Genomic DNA, 16,184 nt, shown 5'->3' with positions numbered 1-16,184 from the left:
CCCTACTTTGCAGCGACCTCTGGCGCACGCTCGTTGATAAACAGCGCCATTGATTCAAGATGCCCCGTGTGCGGAAACATATCCAACATCCGCACGCGCGCAAGACGATAACCGGCATTCAACAGCACGTTGCTGTCGCGAGCCAGCGTGGTGGGGTTACAGGAAACATACACCACCCGCGCCGGCGCCAGTTTTACAATGTGTGACATCACCCCGGCCGCACCGGCGCGGGCGGGATCCAGCATCACCTTATCAAACCCTTGTGCTGCCCAAGGTTGCCGCGCAACGTTGTCCTCCAGATTCTCATGGAAGAACGACGCATTATTCAGCTTATTCTTATGTGCATTATATTGCCCATTCGCTACCAGCGTGGCAACACCTTCGATGCCCACCACCGCGGCGGCGCGGCGCGCCAGCGGCAGGGTGAAGTTGCCCATGCCGCAGAACAGGTCCAGCACCCGATCATTGGGTTGAATATCGAGCCATTCAAGGGCCTGCGCCACCATTTGTTGGTTTACGGCGTCATTGACCTGAATAAAGTCGCGCGGACTGAAGTCTAAGCGTAGCCCGTCAACCTGATAATACGGCGTTTCACCGCACAGTTTTTCCACCCGATCGCTGTCCGGCGCCAGATAAACGGCGACCTTTTCCCGCTCGCCAAACGCCAACAGCGCCTGCCGATCCGCCTCTTTCAGCGCGTCGAGATGACGCAGCACCAGCAGCGGGCCGTTATCCGCCAGCACCAGCTCCACATGCCCCAGCCGCCGCACCGCCTGCAGCCCGCTCAGGCAGGCGCGCACCGGCGCCAGCAGCTGTTCCAGCTCCGGCCGCAGCACCGGGCAGTGCTCCACCGCCACCAGCTCGCTGGAGGCCGCCTGGCGAAAGCCCATCATCAGGCGCTGCAGCTTCGGCTGCCATGCCAGGCTCAGGCGGGCGCGGCGGCGATAGCCGTATTCCGGGCCGGCGATCACCGGTTCCTGTTGCGGGGTTACGCCGGTTTCGCGGGCGATCATGCGCACCAGCGCCGCCGCCTTGCTCTGCTGTTGCAGCGCCTCATCAGCATGTTGCTGCTGGCAGCCGCCGCACACGCCAAAATGCGGGCAGCGCGGTTCTACCCGCTGCGGGCTGCGGCTCAGCAGGCGTTTGAGCTTGCCTTTGGCGAACTGGCGCTTGTCTTCGGTCAACTGGATTTCCGCCTGCTCGCCCGGCAATACGCCCGGCACGAACACCGCTTTGCCGTCGTGGCGCGCCACGCCCTGGCCAAAAGGATCGAGATCGCTCACCGTCACGGTGAAGATTTGTGAGCTCTGCCGGGTCGTCACGCGGCGTTTGGGAGAGTAGAATTGCGCCATATTTGTCGATTGTGTGCTGGTTCATTAAGCTAGTGTCAGCTGTCAATTCTCCCACATTGGAATCCCATGACCAAATACAGCCTGCGTGCGCGCATGATGATCCTGATTCTGGCCCCGACCTTGCTGATTGGTTTGCTGCTCAGCACCTTCTTCGTGGTGCACCGCTATAATGAGCTGCAGGAGCAACTGGTCGACGCCGGCGCCAGCATCATCGAGCCGCTGGCGGTGGCCAGCGAGTACGGCATGACGTTCCGCAGCCGCGAATCGGTCAGGCAGTTGGTCAGCCTTTTGCACCGCCGCCATTCGGACATCGTACGTTCGATCACCGTGTTTGATGCGCAGAACAACCTGTTCGTCACCTCAAATTATCACCACAACTTCGCTCAGCTGCAGTTGCCGAAAGGCGTGCCGTTGCCCACCGAGCTGATGCTCACCCGACGCGGCGATTCGCTGATCCTGCGCACGCCGATCCTGTCGGAAAGCCAGTATCCGGATGAAACCGCCGACGGCGGCAGCCATCCCGACAACAACCTGGGCTATGTGGCGATCGAGCTGGATCTGCAGTCGGTGCGGCTGCAGCAGTATAAAGAGGTCTTCGTCTCCACCTTGCTGCTGCTGCTGTGCATGTGCATCGCCATCCTGTTCGCTTACCGGCTGATGCGCGACGTGACCGGCCCGATCCGCAATATGGTGAACACCGTCGACCGCATCCGCCGCGGCCAGCTCGACAGCCGCGTGGAAGGTTACATGCTCGGCGAGCTGCACATGCTGAAAAACGGCATCAACTCGATGGCGATGTCGCTTACCGCCTATCACGAAGAGATGCAGCAGAACATCGATCAGGCTACGTCAGACCTGCGCGAAACGCTGGAGCAGATGGAGATCCAGAACGTCGAGCTGGATCTGGCGAAAAAACGCGCGCAGGAGGCGGCGCGCATCAAGTCCGAATTCCTGGCCAACATGTCGCATGAGCTGCGTACTCCGCTCAACGGCGTGATCGGCTTCACCCGCCAGATGCTGAAAACCGACCTGAGCGCAACCCAGACCGACTATTTGCAGACCATCGAGCGCTCGGCCAACAACCTGCTGACCATCATCAACGACGTGCTGGATTTCTCCAAGCTGGAGGCCGGCAAGCTGGTGCTGGAGCATATTCCGTTCGCCCTGCGTGAAACGCTGGACGAAGTGGTGGTGCTGCTGGCGCCCAGCGCACATGACAAAGGGTTGGAGCTGACGCTGGATGTGCACAACGACGTGCCGGAGCAGGTGATCGGCGACTCGCTGCGCCTGCAGCAAATCATCACCAACCTGCTGGGCAACGCCATCAAGTTCACCGAAACCGGCAATATCGATATTCGCGTCGAGCTGCGCAAACAGCTGGAGCGCCGGGTGGAAGTGGAAGTGCAGATCCACGATACCGGCATCGGCATCTCCGAACGCCAGCAGTCGCAGCTGTTCCAGGCATTCCGCCAGGCGGACGCCAGCATCTCCCGCCGCCACGGCGGCACCGGGCTGGGGCTGGTGATCACGCAAAAGCTGGTGAAAGAGATGGGGGGCGATATCTGCTTCCACAGCCAGTTGAACCGCGGCTCGACCTTCTGGTTCCACATCACGCTGGATCTGAACGAGGGCATGCTGTCGCTGGCGCCGAGCCTGCCGGATCTGAACGGCAAAACGCTGGCCTATATCGAGTCCAACCCGACGGCGGCGCAGGCGACGCTCAACATGCTCAGCGTCACGCAACTGGTGATCACCCACTCGCCGACGCTGGGCCAGTTGCCGCCAAGCCACTATGATTTCCTGCTGGCCGGCGTGCCCATCCCGTTCCGCGACAACATGGCGCAGCACGAAGACAAATTGCTGGCCTCGCTGAAGCTGGCCGATCGGGTCATTCTGGCGCTGCCGTGCCAGGCGCAAATCGATGCCGAGCTGCTTAAACAACAAGGCGCGCTCGGCTGCCTGATCAAGCCGATCACCAGCACCCGACTGTTCCCGATGCTCCGGATGGAGGCGCCGGCACGCCTCACCGCGCAGCCTGAGCGTAAACGCCTGCCGCTCACGGTGATGGCGGTTGACGACAACCCGGCTAACCTGAAGCTGATCGGTACGTTGTTGGGGGAACAGGTAGAAAAAACCCTGTTGTGCGAGAGCGGCGAGGAAGCGCTGGCGCTGGCGCGCGACAACGTGCTGGATCTGATCCTGATGGACATTCAAATGCCGAAGATGGACGGCATTCACGCCAGCGAGCTGATCCGCCAACTGCCGCATCACAACTCCACGCCGATCGTCGCCGTCACCGCCCATGCAGCCAGCGGCGAGCGCGAGCACCTGTTGCAGGCCGGGATGGACGACTACCTGGCCAAGCCGATCGACGAGAAAATGCTGACCCGCGTGCTGTCGCGCTATCACAGTGGCGAAATGGAAAACGCCGTCGCCGACGACGCACCGCTGTCGCTCGACTGGCCGCTGGCGTTGCGTCAGGCAGCCAATAAACCGGATCTGGCGCGCGATCTGCTGCAAATGCTGCTCGATTTCTTGCCGCAGGTGCGCGAACGGGTGCAGGCGCTGCTCGACGGCCAGCATGACGACGAAATCCTCGATCTGGTCCATAAGCTGCACGGCAGCTGCAGCTACAGCGGCGTGCCACGCCTCAAGCAGCTGTGTTTCTACCTCGAGCGGCAACTGCGCCAGGGCGTCACCAACGACGAACTGGAGCCGGAATGGCTGGAGCTGCTGGATGAGATTGAACTGGTGATCCACGCGGCGCACGCGCATCTGACGCAGCCTGCCTGAATTCGCAGGCCGTTACGCAAAAAGGCACGCCGCAGCGTGCCTTTTTCTTTTAGCGCCTGACGTTTATCACTGCGCCAGCAGGTACAATTGGCTCTCGCCGCGCTGAATATTCAACGCCAGCACCGACGGCTTGCTGTCGAGAATCTTACGCAGCTCGCCCAGGTTCTGTATCGGCTGTTGGTTCACGCCCAGGATCACATCGCCTTTTTTCAAGCCGATGCGCGCCGCGGCGCTGCCGGCTTTCACGCTGTCGACCTTGACGCCTTTCTGGTTGCCGACCTGGGTGTTGCTCAGCTCGGCGCCCTCGATGCCGGTGTAAATATTGCCCGAGGCCACCTGGGTCTGCGCGCTTTGCTCCAGCGTGACATCAATGGTCACCGGTTTGCCGTCGCGGATAATGCCCAGCGACATTTTGCTGCCGACGGGCAGCGTGCCGATCTCCGCCCGGAATGAGGCGAAGCTGGAGATGGCCTTGCCGTTCATGGTGACGATCACGTCACCGGCTTTAATGCCCGCCTTCGCGGCGGAAGACTTCGGCATCACCTGGCTGACAAAGGCCCCGCGCTGCGCATCAACCTTCATCGCCTTGGCCAGCTCAGAGTTCAGCTCGGTGCCCATGATGCCGAGCTCGCCGCGTTTCACCTGGCCATACTCGACCATTTGCGCCGTCAGGTTTTTCACCATGTTGCTCGGAATGGCGAAGCCGATACCGATGTTGCCGCCGTCCGGCGCCAGGATCGCGGTGTTGATGCCGATCAGCTCGCCGTTCAGGTTAACCAGCGCGCCGCCGGAATTGCCGCGGTTGATCGCCGCATCGGTCTGGATAAAGTTTTCGTAGTTTTCGATGTTTAGGCCGCTGCGCCCCAGGGCGGAAACGATGCCCGAAGTGGCGGTTTCGCCCAGCCCGTACGGGTTGCCGATCGCCACGGTGTAATCGCCGACGCGCAGCTGATCGGAATCCGCCATCTTGATCGCCGTCAGATTCTTGAAGTCTTTCAGCTGGATCAGGGCGATGTCCGAGCGCGGATCCTTGCCGATCACCTTGGCGTCGAAGCGGCGGCCGTCACTCAGCTGCACCTGGATCTTGTTGGCGTTATCCACCACGTGGTTATTGGTCACCACATAGCCCTTGGCGGCATCGATGACCACCCCGGCGCCCAGCGCCTGGAATTTCTGCTGCGTGCCCTGCGGCTGGCCATCCGGCCCAGGCTGTTCACCGCCCTGACACATCGGCGAGCCCTGGAACGGCGAACCGTCCTGGCAGAACGGCGAATCTTCACCGAAGAACTGTTGGAACTGCTGCGGCATGCGCGGCGTATTGACCGTGGTGCTGCCCTCAACGTTAATGCTCACCACGGAAGGCATCACCTTTTCCAGCATCGGCGCCAGACTCGGCAGCTGTTGGGTGGAGGAAGAGGCGGTTTCAGCGGCGCTGGCCGTCACCGGGCCCATCGCCATGCCGATGCTGAATGCCAATGCGCTCAGAACTAATGCGGTTTTTTTCATCTGTGTGTCTCTTATAAAGTCGTTCAAAAAAGAATGGCCGTCTTGCGTGCTTATTCAGAGTTAATTAATAGCCTGAAGTTCCGGCACAGATGATTGGCAATAGTAAACAAATATTGTCCGTCTTTACAAAAATCAAGACAGCCAACCGGTTGGAATTGCTGATAATTATTCCTCAGCTTAATTATTCCGCCGCCATTAATCGACGATATTCATCATAGGCATAAAGGTCGGTCATTCCGCTGATATAGTCCTGCAATAAACGCGCGCGGAAATAATATTCCCGAATGGCTTGCTGCTCCGGCGATAAATGCTGCAGCCCTTCTACCGCCTCCGCATACGCCAGCCGATGCTTGGTGGACAGCTTGTGGAACAGACGCGTTTCGATCGGGTACGCGCGGTGGCTGTCTTCACGCACCAGCAGGGTGAAGTCCGCCAGCGACATCGCCAACAGCGGACTGTAAATGTCCAGCAGGCCGCTGATCACCCGATAGCCTTGCAGCTCGAGCTGCTCGACCTCCGGGTGGTTGAACACGTGCTTGAACGCCACATTTTTAAATATTTTCAGCAGCCGGTAGGCCGGGCTGGAATCCTCCAGCAGTGCCTGATTGAAGCTGCCCTGATATACCGCGTCCAGATTGTCGATAAAGCGCTGCGCCGCGTGCGGCACCAGCCGCGCCACGGTAAACACCCGCAGATACATGAAGAACTGATCTTCCGCGCTGCGCCGCGCGCCGCCGCGATCGATCTTGCGAAACGCGCTGGCGACGGTCTTGTCGAACAGATCGCCCGGCGCCACCTCGCCCCATTCCTGAATCAGGTGCTGATACAGCTGCTCGACGGTGAAAATGCTCTTCTCCACCGCGTCTTCCAGATCGGCCACGCAGTACGAGATATCGTCGGCGGCCTCCATAATGTAGGTCAGCGGGAAACGATCGAACTCGCCCATATGCAGCTCACGCCGCAGCCGATCGACGAAGGCTTCTTCCGCCAGATAGTAGCCGGGCTTTTTCATCAGGTAACTGTGGCTGGCGGGGATGTCGCTCGCCCAGTAGGCCGGGCGGGTGTATTTCAAAATGCAGCCGACCTGCGCGTAGGTCAGGTTGAGCTTGAGCAGGCTGTACACCATGCGGATCGCCTGGGCGTTGCCCTCGAAGTGGCTGAGATCCTGACGGATCCGGCTGCGCAGCCGGTTCAGATCGCTCTCCCCTTCATGCAGGCGCAGCGTCGCCACCTGGCAGCGATCGTGGCTGCCCGGCTCACTGCCGCAGCTGGCGGGATCGAGCCGCTGGGCGAACCAGTCATTGATCGCCGATTCGCCGAAATGACCGAACGGCGGATTGCCGATGTCGTGCATCAGGCAGGCCATTTCCACGATGCTTTCAAACGGATCGAGCAGCCGGGTCAGGCCGAGTTCGTCGATCTTCCCCGCCTGTTTGAAGCGGTTGAGGATCTCTTTGGCGATATGGCGCCCGACCTGCTGCACCTCCATCGAGTGCGTCAGGCGACTGCGCACCGCCGCGTTGCGCTCCAGCGGAAACACCTGGGTTTTTTGCTGCAGACGGCGAATGGCGGCCGAGTTGACGATGCGCCCGCGATCGCTCTCGAACTGCCGCACGATGTCGTACTCTTCCTCGGCCTCGATCGGTTTGCTGAAAGGCCGTTGGAAGCTGATTTTTTGCTTGAAGTCGATCCCGGACATCTGTTTCTCCGCCGTTGCGCCCTGCCCCCGTGATAACAATTCCCGGCAGCGGATGCAACGCATTATCTCTGATACACAGCCATGATAGACTATGCCGCAATTCTCACGGCCAATCAGCGAGTGTTATTTATGAAAGTAGGCATCATCGGCGCAATGGAGCAGGAAGTCACCCTGCTGCGCGATCAAATCGAAAACCGTCAAACCATCCAGCGCGCGGGCTGCGAAATCTACACCGGCCAGATCGGCGGCGTTGACGTGGCCCTGCTGAAATCCGGCATCGGCAAAGCCTCTGCGGCCATGGGCACCACCCTGTTGCTGGAGCACTGCAGCCCCGACGTGGTGATCAATACCGGCTCCGCCGGCGGCCTGGCCAGCACGCTGCGCGTGGGCGACATCGTGGTGTCGGAAGAAGTGCGCTACCACGACGCCGACGTCACCGCCTTCGGCTACGAGCCGGGCCAGATGGCCGGCTGCCCGGCGGCGTTCGTCGCCGATGATGCGCTGATCGCGCTGGCGGAAAGCTGTATCAAACAGCTGGATCTGCACGCGGTGCGCGGCCTGATCTGCAGCGGTGACGCCTTCATCAACGGCGCCGAGCCGCTGGCGCGCATCCGCGCCACCTTCCCGCGCGTCGCCGCCGTGGAAATGGAAGCCGCGGCGATCGCCCACGTCTGCCATCTGTTCGGCACGCCGTTCGTGGTGGTGCGCGCCATTTCCGACGTCGCCGACAGCGAATCGCACATGAGCTTTGACGAGTTCCTGGTGGTAGCGGCCAAGCAGTCCACGCTGATGGTCAACGCCATGCTGCAAACCCTGGCCAAGCGCGGTTGATGTGAGGCAGCGCTTCACCTCGATGCTCTGTCTGTTGGCGCTCTGGCTGGCCCTGCCGGTCGGCGCCGCCCAGCGGGTGATCAGCCTGGCGCCCAACGCCACCGAACTCGCCTATGCCGCTGGCATGGGCGAGGTGCTGGTGGCGGCGAGCGCCTATTCCGATTACCCGCCGCAGGCCGCCAGGCTGGAGCAGGTAGCCTCCTGGCAGGGCATCAATCTGGAGCGGGTGCTGGCGCTCAAGCCGGATCTGATCCTCGCCTGGCGCGGCGGTAATCCACAACGCGCGTTGGATCAGCTCGCCGCGTTCGGCATCCCGATCTTCTATGCGGACGCCGACAATCTCGAAGGGATCGCCGGCTTGCTGGATAAGCTGGCGCGCTACAGCCCGCACCCGGAGCAGGCGCATCAGGCGGCGGACGGCCTTCGCCGCCAGTTCGCCTCTCTCAAGCAACAGTACGCCGCTAACTCGCCACGGCGTGTGCTGCTGCAGTTCGGCACCCAGCCGCTGTTCACCAGCTCCGGCGCCACATTGCAAAGCCAGGTGCTGGCACTGTGCGGCGGGCAGAACGTCTTCGCCGACAGCCGCACCCCTTGGCCGCAGATCAGCCGCGAGCAGGTGCTGGCACGTCAGCCGCAGGCCATCGTCATCACCGGCGGCGAGAAAGAGGCCGCCAATGTGAAGGCCTTCTGGGCACCGCAGCTGCAGGTGCCGGTGATCGCGCTGAACGAAGACTGGTTCAATCGCGGCGGGCCGCGCATCCTGTTGGCGGCGCAGCAGCTGTGCCGCCAGCTGGCGGAGATCCGCTGATGCTGGTGTTCTGGCTGGATATTCTCGGCACGGCGGTGTTCGCCGTCTCCGGCGTGCTATTGGCCGGCAAGCTGCGCATGGATCCGTTCGGCGTGCTGGTATTGGGCGTGGTCACCGCGGTCGGCGGCGGCACCATCCGCGACATGGCGCTGGCCAACGGCCCGGTATTTTGGGTCAAGGATCCCACCGATCTGGTTGTGGCGATGATCACCTGCGTCTTGACGCTGCTGCTGGTGCGCCAGCCGCGCCGCCTGCCGAAGTGGGTGCTGCCGGTGCTGGACGCCGTCGGGCTGGCGGTGTTCGTCGGCATCGGCGTCAACAAGGCCTTCGCGGCCGGCACCGGCCCGCTGGTGGCGATCTGCATGGGGGTGATCACCGGCGTCGGCGGCGGCATTATCCGCGACGTGCTGGCGCGCGAGATCCCGATGATCCTGCGCACCGAAATTTACGCCACCGCCTGCATCATCGGCGGCATCGTGCATGCCACGGCGTTCTACACCTTCAACATGCCGCTGCAACAGGCCATGATGCTGGGCATGCTCATCACCCTGGCCATTCGGCTGGCGGCCATTCGCTGGCATCTCAAGCTGCCCGCCTTTATTCTCGAACGCTGAGCAGCCGCGCATCACTCGCGGCCGTCCGGCGCAGGAGAACGGCACGGCAGTCATTCTCGTGGAAGGGTAGGCATAAAAAAACCCGCCGGCCGTAAGGCGAGCGGGTTGATGTTCTGACAGGCAAACTCAGATGCTGAACGACGAACCGCAACCGCAGGTGGTTTTGGCATTCGGGTTGGTCACCACAAAGCGCGATCCTTCCAGCCCTTCGGTGTAGTCCACCGAACCGCCGACCAGATACTGCAGGCTCATCGGATCGACCACCAGCGCCACGCCCTGCTTCTCGATGGTCATGTCGCCATCGTTGACCTTGTCGTCAAAAGTGAAGCCGTACTGGAATCCGCTGCAGCCGCCGCCGGTAATGTAAACCCGCAACTTCAGGTTCGGGTTTTCTTCGTCAGCAATCAGGAACTTAACCTTGTTTGCTGCTGCCTCGGTAAATTGCAGGGGCAGTGCCGTTTGATCACTCATACTCTTTACTCCCAACATTGTTCAGCATCAGATCGCGACTATGGCTGCCTGATTAATATTAACGATTATCCGATACCTGAGTGTTGCGTTCAAGTATTCACCGCATTTGTTGTATTTTCCTTACTTGTTTTCTGCGCCGCCTCCCGCGCCAGCTGCGCCTCCTGCTTTTGCAGCGTGCGGGCCAGGATCGACGAATACAGCGGCTTGCCGCCGAGCAGCTGCGCCACCACCGTGGCGCCGAGGCAGGTAATGATCATCGGTAAAATAAGCTGGTAGTTGTCGGTCATTTCCAGCACCAGCACGATGCCGGTCAGCGGGGCGCGCACCGTGGCGGCGAACAGCGCCCCCATGCCGGCGATGGCGAAGGTGCCCGCCTCGATGCCGTACTGCGGGAACAGATGTGCCCCCGCCAGCCCGAAGGCGGTGCCGAACAGCGTGCCCAACGCCAGCATCGGCGCGAAGATGCCGCCCGGCGCGCCGGAACCGAAGCACAGCAGCGTGGTGAAGATGCGGGTGATAAAGATAAACATCAACATGCCGACGCTGTAGTTGCCCGCCGCGGCGATCGGGATCAGCCCAAAGCCGCCGCCCGCCGCCTCCGGCTGGATCAGCCCCAGAATGCCGCACACGCCGCCGAGCAGCCCGCCCATCAGCAAGACATTGCGCATTCTGCCGCCGTGCAGGCGCGCGAACATGTCTTGGGTGCGGAAGATCAGCGCGTTGAACCCCACGCCCACCGCGCCGAAGATTGCCCCCAACACCAGATAGAGCCACAGGGTATTGATGGGCGCCGAAGAAAGTTTGTTGACCGCGATCACCGCCCCCTGGCCGTTAAACAGCTGGAACACCACGCTCGACATGATAACGCCGATAAACACCGCTTTAATCGAGATCAGGTTGTAGCGGAACTGCGGCCGCATCTCTTCGATGATGAACAAGATGCCGGCCAGCGGCGCGTTGAACGCGGCGGACAACCCGGCGGCGGCCCCGGTCGCCAGCAACGTATGACGCGCCTCGGCGCCGCGAATGCGCAGCACGTCCAATACCATTCGCCCGACGTTGCCGCCCATTTGCACCGTGGGCCCTTCGCGCCCCAGCACCATGCCCGCCCCCAGGGTGCCCATACCGCCGATGAATTTTACCGGGATCACGCGCCACCAGCGTACCGGCCGCAGCTCTTCCAGCGCGCCTTCGATTTCCGGAATGCCCGAGCCGCCCGCCTCAGGCGCAAAGCGCCGTACCAGGTAATAGCCCAGCGCCGCCAGCGCGGCGGACAGGATAAACGCCAGGGGCCACACCAGAAGCCAGGAGTCGGCGACCTGCGCCAGCGAAGCCAACCGCTGCTGCTGCACCCACTCCACCGCTTTATCGAAGGCCACGCCGAGCAAACCGGCCAGCGCCCCCACCAGCGCGGCCATCACCAGGATCGCCACCGGGGTTTTATCGCGGCGAATAAACTGACGCACCGCATCGCTGCGGCGCAGACGCGGGCTCAACGTCCCGACTGGCTGTGATTGTGATTCTGTCATCGCGAGTGATTCGTCAGGTAATTTGTAATACAAATAGGCAGGGCGATAATTCTACCCCAACCTGGCGGCGGACGCTGCCGTTAATGGTATCTGACTGTGATCGTTTCATAACGCGGCGCTCTCCTCTAGAATAGCGCGGTCAAATCATTCAAAAGAGAATCCAGGAGCCGATTTATGAGCCTACACAGCAAGTCCGAAAGTCTGTACGCCCAGGCGCAACAGTTGATCCCCGGCGGGGTAAACTCTCCGGTGCGTGCATTCACCGGCGTGGGCGGTGTGCCGCTGTTTATCGAGCGGGCAGACGGGGCTTACCTGTTCGATGCCGACGGCAAGGCCTATATCGACTATGTCGGTTCCTGGGGGCCGATGGTGCTGGGGCATAACCATCCGGCGATCCGCGACGCGGTGATCGAAGCGGCGCAGCGCGGCCTGAGCTTCGGCGCGCCGACCGAGATGGAAGTCAAAATGGCGCAGCTGGTCACCGAGCTGGTGCCGACGATGGATATGGTGCGCATGGTGAACTCGGGCACCGAAGCCACCATGAGCGCCATCCGCCTGGCGCGCGGCTACACCAACCGCGATAAAATCATCAAGTTCGAAGGCTGCTATCACGGCCACGCCGACTGCCTGCTGGTGAAAGCCGGCTCCGGCGCGCTGACCCTCGGCCAGCCGAACTCACCGGGCGTGCCGGCCGACTTCGCCAAGCACACTCTGACCTGCACCTATAACGATCTGGACTCGGTGCGCGCCGCCTTCGAACAGTACCCGTCCGAGATCGCCTGTATTATCGTCGAGCCGGTCGCCGGCAACATGAACTGCGTGCCGCCGCTGCCAGAATTCCTGCCGGGCCTGCGCGCCCTGTGCGACAAGTACGGCGCGCTCTTGATCATCGACGAAGTGATGACCGGCTTCCGCGTCGCGCTGGCCGGCGCGCAATCCTATTACGGCGTCGAACCGGATCTGACCTGCCTCGGCAAAATCATCGGCGGCGGCATGCCGGTGGGCGCCTTCGGCGGCCGTCGCGAGGTGATGGACGCGCTGGCGCCCACCGGCCCGGTCTACCAGGCCGGCACCCTGTCCGGCAACCCGATCGCCATGGCGGCGGGCTACGCTTGTTTGACCGAAGTCTCACAGGTCGGCGTGCACCAGACGCTGACCGAACTGACCGAGATGCTGGCCGCTGGCCTGCTGCACGCGGCGCAGGAGGAGAATATTCCGCTGGTGGTCAACAACGTTGGCGGCATGTTCGGCCTGTTCTTCACCGACGCGCCGGCGGTCACCTGCTACCAGGACGTGATGCAGTGCGACGTGGAACGCTTCAAGCGTTTCTTCCACCTGATGCTGGAAGAAGGGGTGTATCTGGCGCCGTCCGCCTTCGAAGCGGGCTTCATGTCCGTGGCGCACAGCAAGGAAGACATCCAGCGCACCATCGACGCCGCGCGTCGCTGCTTCGCCAAGCTGTAATCCCGGCCGAATGGCCAAACAAAACGGGCGCCTCGGCGCCCGTTTTGTTTTTCTCTGCGGCTTAAAGCAGCGTGCCGTAAATGGTCAACAGCGCCACCACCACCACGATGATCATCGTCACCTTGCGCGCCAGCGTCACCGCCGCCCGCGGCGTTTGCACCGGATCCATATGCGGATCGCGCGCCAGCGAGAACTGGGCCAGCCGCGTCAGCACCTGATACGACGACGAATGCCGATCCCCCAGCGAGGCGAACCAGGCCGGCAACGCGCGTTCGCCGTGGCCGAACAGCGCATAGGCCACCCCGGCCAAACGCACCGGGATCCAGTCCAGCCAGTTCAACAGGTGATCGATGCCCGATTGCGAACGCTCCAGCGGCGTATTGTGGCGCGCCAGCCAGGTTTGATAGGCGCGCAGGAAGGCATACCCCGCCAGCGCGATCGGCCCGTACGGCCCAAAGACCACGAACCAGAACAGCGGCGCCAGGTAATAACGGAAGTTAATCCATAGCAGCGCGTTTTGCAGCTCGCGCAGGCGCAGCTCTTCGCTGCAGTCCACCGGCAAGCCGTGGATCAACGCCAGCTCTTCCGCCATCTGATCGCTGGCGTGGATATCACCCTGCCGCGCCGCTTTCAGGTAGGCGCGGTAGTGTTTGCGCTTGATGCCGGCGCCGACACACAGCAGATCGATGACGATCCACAGCAGCAGCGTCACCACGCCGAAGAACAGCCCGTGCGACAGCCACAGAACGCCCCAGACGATCACCATCCAGGCGGCGGTCATCGCCAGTGTCTGCGCCAGCGAAACCCGATGCAGCCGCTGAAATACCACTTCGAGGCGATGATCCAGCTGCCAGTGCTCTCCCAGCTTGAACAGGCGTTCCCAGGCCAAAACCAGCAACAGCGTAAACAGCGTCATTAGCGATTCCTCTCCCTTTTTCTTGTCTCAAGCATAGCGTCGGCGGGCGCGCCGCGTTGTTCCAGAGATGCCAGATAGCGATCCCAATCGAACGCCGGCCCGGGATCGGTCTTGCGGCCGGGGGCGATATCGCAATGCCCGGCGATATTGGCCGCCAGCGGTGGGTAATGTTCGGCCAGCAGCACGGTGACCGCCTGCAGCGTGCGATATTGCGCCTCGGTGTAGGGCAACTGGTCAGTCCCTTCCAGCTCGATGCCGATGGAGAAATCATTGCACCGATCGCGCCCCTGATACAGGGAAACGCCCGCGTGCCAGGCGCGTTGGTCGAAGGGCACATACTGCACGATCTCTCCGCCGCGGCGAATCAGGCAATGCGCCGACACCCGCAGCTGATGGATATCGGCGAAATAAGGGTGCTGCGCAGGGTCGAGCGTGCCGGTGAACAGCTGGTCGATATAGGGGCCACCGAATTCGCCGGGCGGCAAGCTGATGTTGTGGATGACCAACAGCGAGGGCGGCTCGTCATCCGGGCGCCGATCGCAGTGCGGCGAGAGCACTCGCGTCACCCCGACAATCCAGCCATTTTCCAACTGCATCAGACACCTCTCTGCGGTGGTACTTATTCCTGCAACAGAGTAGCATGTTCCCCTACGATCTAACCGTCCATTTCGGAGTTTTCCATGCCGACACGCCGCTACAGTGCCGACAGTCGCCGCACCGAGCTTCTTGAACGAATTGAAAGTGATATTCCCTATGCCGTCGCCCAGGCGCTGCGCGAAGACCTGGGGGGGGAAGTCGACGCCGGGCGCGATATTACCGCGCAATTGTTACCGGCAGACAAACAGGCCGAAGCCACCGTCATCACCCGCGAAGCCGGCGTGTTCTGTGGCCGCCGCTGGCTGAACGAAGTCTTTATTCAGTTGGGCAATCAGGTGCAGGTGGAGTGGCTGGTGGCGGACGGCGACCGTCTGACGCCGAACCAACCGCTCTGCCGGCTGCGCGGCCCGGCGCGGGTGATGCTGACCGGCGAGCGCACCGCGCTGAACTTCGTGCAGACGCTCTCCGGCGTGGCGACCGAGGTCAGCCGCTACGTGGCCCTGCTGGAAGGGACCCGGACTCGCCTGCTCGATACCCGCAAAACCTTGCCCGGCCTGCGCACCGCGCTGAAATACGCCGTGCTGTGCGGGGGCGGGAGCAACCACCGGCTGGGGCTGTCCGATGCCTTCCTGATCAAGGAAAACCACATCATCGCCTCCGGCTCGATCAAAAACGCGGTGGAAAAAGCCTTCTGGCTGCACGCCGACGTGCCGGTGGAAGTGGAAGTCGAATCGCTCGATGAACTGCAGCAGGCGCTGGATGCCGGCGCCGACATCATCATGCTGGACAACTTCAGCGTCGAGATGATGCGTCAGGCGGTCGCCCAAACCCAGGGCCGCGCCCAGCTGGAAGTGTCCGGCAACGTCACCAGTGAGACGCTGCGCACCTTCGCCGACACCGGCGTAGATTACATTTCGGTCGGCGCGCTGACTAAGCACATCACTGCACTCGATCTGTCGATGCGCTTCAAATGATCCCCTCGCCCCCGGCCGCCGCCGGGGGCGTCACCGTAAAATTGCGAACCCCCTCTCACCGTTTTTTTCACCGCTGCAAACCACATCATTACTGATGGAGGCGCGCCGAGAAACGCGCAAAAGCCCCTCGCCGTGCCCCCGAGCAAGCCGCTACCGTTGTCTTCCACACCCCAATGGAGGAAACAACGCATGGAAACGCAACGCGGCTTTACCCTGATAGAACTGATGGTGGTGATCGCCATCATCGCCATCCTCAGCGCCATCGGCATTCCCGCCTACCAGCGCTACATCCAGAAAGCGGCGATGACCGACATGCTGCAAACCATGGCGCCGTATAAAATGGCGGTCGAGCTGTGCGTGCTGGACGAAGGCACGCCCGCCGGCTGCGAGGCCGGCAGCAAAGGCATTCCCACCGGCGGCACATCGCGCTATGTCAGCGGGGTGAAAGTCGTCAAAGGCGTGATCACGCTGACCGGCAGCCAAACGCTGCAGGGCCTGGCGGTGGCATTAACCCCCAAGTCGAACGCCGATGGACTGACCCGCTGGACCCGGCTGTGCAGCAGCGAAAACGCGACGCTGGTTGAGGTGTGCCAGGAAGTCTTCCGCTTCGACAACGCGGCGGAGTAACGG

The 16,184-nt window shown here is 62.1% G+C and carries 14 protein-coding genes; 7 read left to right on the top strand and 7 right to left on the bottom strand.

All coding sequences use genetic code 11. From position 1 onward, the window contains the following. Positions 1–2: 2 nt before the first annotated feature. The gene (gene rlmD, locus ACJ8KE_RS15815) at positions 3–1,352 is read right to left on the bottom strand and encodes a 23S rRNA (uracil(1939)-C(5))-methyltransferase RlmD (protein WP_016929065.1); all 1,350 of its coding nucleotides are present in this window, start codon (positions 1,350–1,352) and stop codon (positions 3–5) included. 66 nt (positions 1,353–1,418) lie between these two features. On the opposite strand from rlmD, the gene barA reads away from it, so the two are divergent. Continuing rightward, on the top strand, positions 1,419–4,145 hold the full coding sequence (gene barA, locus ACJ8KE_RS15810; protein ID WP_016929066.1) for a two-component sensor histidine kinase BarA: 2,727 nt from the start codon (positions 1,419–1,421) through the stop codon (positions 4,143–4,145). Positions 4,146–4,211: 66 nt separating this feature from the next. Here barA and degP read toward each other — a convergent pair whose 3' ends face one another. Both degP and dgt read right to left on the bottom strand, forming a co-directional pair. Continuing rightward, complete coding sequence (gene degP / locus ACJ8KE_RS15805) at positions 4,212–5,651, bottom strand: serine endoprotease DegP (RefSeq protein WP_033641270.1); 1,440 nt, start codon at positions 5,649–5,651, stop codon at positions 4,212–4,214. A 181-nt stretch (positions 5,652–5,832) separates the two neighbouring features. Beyond that, entirely contained in the window at positions 5,833–7,350 is a 1,518-nt protein-coding gene (gene dgt, locus ACJ8KE_RS15800; protein ID WP_016929068.1) for a dGTPase, read from the bottom strand. 129 nt (positions 7,351–7,479) lie between these two features. Here dgt and mtnN point away from each other — a divergent pair, with 129 nt between their 5' ends. The 3 genes from mtnN to ACJ8KE_RS15785 are packed head-to-tail and all read left to right on the top strand — an operon-like array spanning position 7,480 to position 9,603. Continuing rightward, the gene (gene mtnN / locus ACJ8KE_RS15795) at positions 7,480–8,181 is read left to right on the top strand and encodes a 5'-methylthioadenosine/S-adenosylhomocysteine nucleosidase (protein ID WP_442517308.1); all 702 of its coding nucleotides are present in this window, start codon (positions 7,480–7,482) and stop codon (positions 8,179–8,181) included. Between the two features lie 22 nt (positions 8,182–8,203). Beyond that, a complete protein-coding gene (gene btuF / locus ACJ8KE_RS15790) occupies positions 8,204–8,989 on the top strand; it encodes a vitamin B12 ABC transporter substrate-binding protein BtuF (protein WP_394817504.1) in 786 nt (261 codons plus the stop codon). Next, positions 8,989–9,603, top strand: a complete 615-nt coding sequence (locus ACJ8KE_RS15785) for a TRIC cation channel family protein (RefSeq protein ID WP_015376663.1) — start codon at positions 8,989–8,991, stop codon at positions 9,601–9,603. Before btuF ends, ACJ8KE_RS15785 begins: the two co-directional genes overlap by 1 nt. 126 nt (positions 9,604–9,729) lie before the next feature. Here the strand turns inward: ACJ8KE_RS15785 and erpA are convergent, their stop codons facing one another. Both erpA and clcA read right to left on the bottom strand, forming a co-directional pair. Then, on the bottom strand, positions 9,730–10,074 hold the full coding sequence (gene erpA, locus ACJ8KE_RS15780) for an iron-sulfur cluster insertion protein ErpA (RefSeq protein ID WP_004932708.1): 345 nt from the start codon (positions 10,072–10,074) through the stop codon (positions 9,730–9,732). A gap of 89 nt (positions 10,075–10,163) precedes the next feature. Beyond that, a complete protein-coding gene (gene clcA, locus ACJ8KE_RS15775) occupies positions 10,164–11,603 on the bottom strand; it encodes a H(+)/Cl(-) exchange transporter ClcA (protein ID WP_442517307.1) in 1,440 nt (479 codons plus the stop codon). Between the two features lie 174 nt (positions 11,604–11,777). Here clcA and hemL point away from each other — a divergent pair, with 174 nt between their 5' ends. Further along, positions 11,778–13,067, top strand: a complete 1,290-nt coding sequence (hemL, locus tag ACJ8KE_RS15770; RefSeq protein ID WP_015376661.1) for a glutamate-1-semialdehyde 2,1-aminomutase — start codon at positions 11,778–11,780, stop codon at positions 13,065–13,067. 61 nt (positions 13,068–13,128) lie between these two features. Here the strand turns inward: hemL and ampE are convergent, their stop codons facing one another. Next, positions 13,129–13,983, bottom strand: a complete 855-nt coding sequence (gene ampE, locus ACJ8KE_RS15765) for a beta-lactamase regulator AmpE (protein ID WP_004932714.1) — start codon at positions 13,981–13,983, stop codon at positions 13,129–13,131. Beyond that, positions 13,983–14,579 (bottom strand): 1,6-anhydro-N-acetylmuramyl-L-alanine amidase AmpD, encoded by a 597-nt coding sequence (gene ampD, locus ACJ8KE_RS15760; protein WP_049300177.1) that lies wholly within the window; start codon positions 14,577–14,579, stop codon positions 13,983–13,985. Before ampD ends, ampE begins: the two co-directional genes overlap by 1 nt. 84 nt (positions 14,580–14,663) lie before the next feature. Between ampD and nadC the strand changes: the two genes are divergently transcribed. Together nadC and ppdD are read left to right on the top strand one after the other, a co-directional pair. Beyond that, complete coding sequence (nadC, locus tag ACJ8KE_RS15755) at positions 14,664–15,554, top strand: carboxylating nicotinate-nucleotide diphosphorylase (RefSeq protein WP_016929074.1); 891 nt, start codon at positions 14,664–14,666, stop codon at positions 15,552–15,554. A 189-nt stretch (positions 15,555–15,743) separates the two neighbouring features. Continuing rightward, positions 15,744–16,181 (top strand): prepilin peptidase-dependent pilin, encoded by a 438-nt coding sequence (gene ppdD, locus ACJ8KE_RS15750; protein ID WP_016929075.1) that lies wholly within the window; start codon positions 15,744–15,746, stop codon positions 16,179–16,181. Positions 16,182–16,184 lie beyond the last annotated feature (3 nt).

Source organism: Serratia sp. CY56464 (genome assembly GCF_052168435.1).
Lineage (GTDB): Bacteria > Pseudomonadota > Gammaproteobacteria > Enterobacterales > Enterobacteriaceae > Serratia > Serratia marcescens.
This window is presented reverse-complemented; position numbering and strand designations above follow the sequence as displayed.